General features: G+C 71.0%; 1 protein-coding gene. It reads right to left on the reverse strand.

Annotated features, from left to right (window positions below; all coding sequences use genetic code 11):
• A partial coding sequence (locus tag ACZ7KX_RS42695; protein WP_470331344.1) for an acetate--CoA ligase occupies positions 1–1367 on the reverse strand: 1367 nt, incomplete at both ends.

The following is a 1367-nucleotide window of genomic DNA, read 5'->3' on the forward strand; positions in this document are numbered from 1 at the left end:
ATGGAGGGCCAGGGCTCGGTGAGGACGAGGTAGCCGCCGGAGCCGTTGGGGACCTCGACGGCGTTGTCGTCGACGACGGTGGCCGCGATGCCGGGCAGGGCGCGCTGCGCGGAGCCGGGCTTGGTCTCGGTGACGCCGGGCAGGGGGCTGATCATGATGGCGCCGGTCTCGGTCTGCCACCAGGTGTCCACGATCGGGGTCTTGCCGGCACCGATGTGCTCGCGGTACCAGATCCACGCCTCGGGGTTGATCGGCTCGCCGACGCTGCCCAGCACCCGCAGGCTGGACAGGTCGAACTTCGCGGGGATGTCGTCGCCCCACTTCATGAAGGTGCGGATCGCGGTCGGCGCGGTGTAGAGGATGGTCACGCCGTACTTCTGGACGATCTCCCAGAACCGGCCCTGGTGCGGGGTGTCGGGGGTGCCCTCGTAGATGACCTGGGTGGCGCCGTTGGACAGCGGTCCGTAGACGATGTACGAGTGGCCGGTGACCCAGCCGATGTCGGCCGTGCACCAGTAGACGTCGGTCTCCGGCTTGAGGTCGAAGACCGCGTGGTGGGTGTAGGAGGCCTGGGTGAGGTAGCCGCCGGAGGTGTGCAGGATGCCCTTGGGCTTCCCGGTGGTGCCGGAGGTGTAGAGGATGAACAGCGGGTGCTCGGCCTCGTGGGCCTCGGGGGTGTGCTCGGTGGACTGGCGGGCGGTGATCTCGTGCCACCACACGTCGCGGCCCTCGGTCCAGGCGATGTCCTGGCCGGTGCGGCGGACGACCAGGACGTGCTCGACGCCGTCGGCCTTGGTGAGGGCCTCGTCGATGGCGGGCTTGAGCGCGGAGGGCTTGCCGCGGCGGTAGCCGCCGTCGGCGGTGATGACCAGCTTGGCCTGGGCGTCCTGGATGCGGGAGGCGACGGCGTCGGCGGAGAAGCCGCCGAAGACCACCGAGTGGGTGGCGCCGATCCGGGCGCACGCCAGCATCGCGACGACGGCCTCGGCGATCATCGGGAGGTAGACGGCGACGCGGTCGCCCTTGCGGACGCCGAGCTCCAGCAGGGCGTTGGCGGCTTGGGAGACCTCGTCCTTGAGCTGGGCGTAGGTGATGGAGCGGCCGTCGCCGGGCTCGCCCTCGAAGTGGATGGCGACCCGGTCGCCCAGGCCGTTCTCGACGTGGCGGTCGACGCAGTTGTAGGCCACGTTGAGGCTGCCGTCGGCGAACCACTTCGCGAACGGCGGGTTCGACCAGTCCAGCGTCTCGGTCGGCTCGACGGCCCAGCTGAGGCGGCGGGCCTGCTCGGCCCAGAACGCCAGGCGGTCCTCGGAGGCCTGCGCGTACGCGGCCGCGGTGACGTTGGCCGCTGCGGCGAGCTCTGCCGG

This window comes from Kitasatospora sp. NPDC038210 (assembly GCF_055600605.1).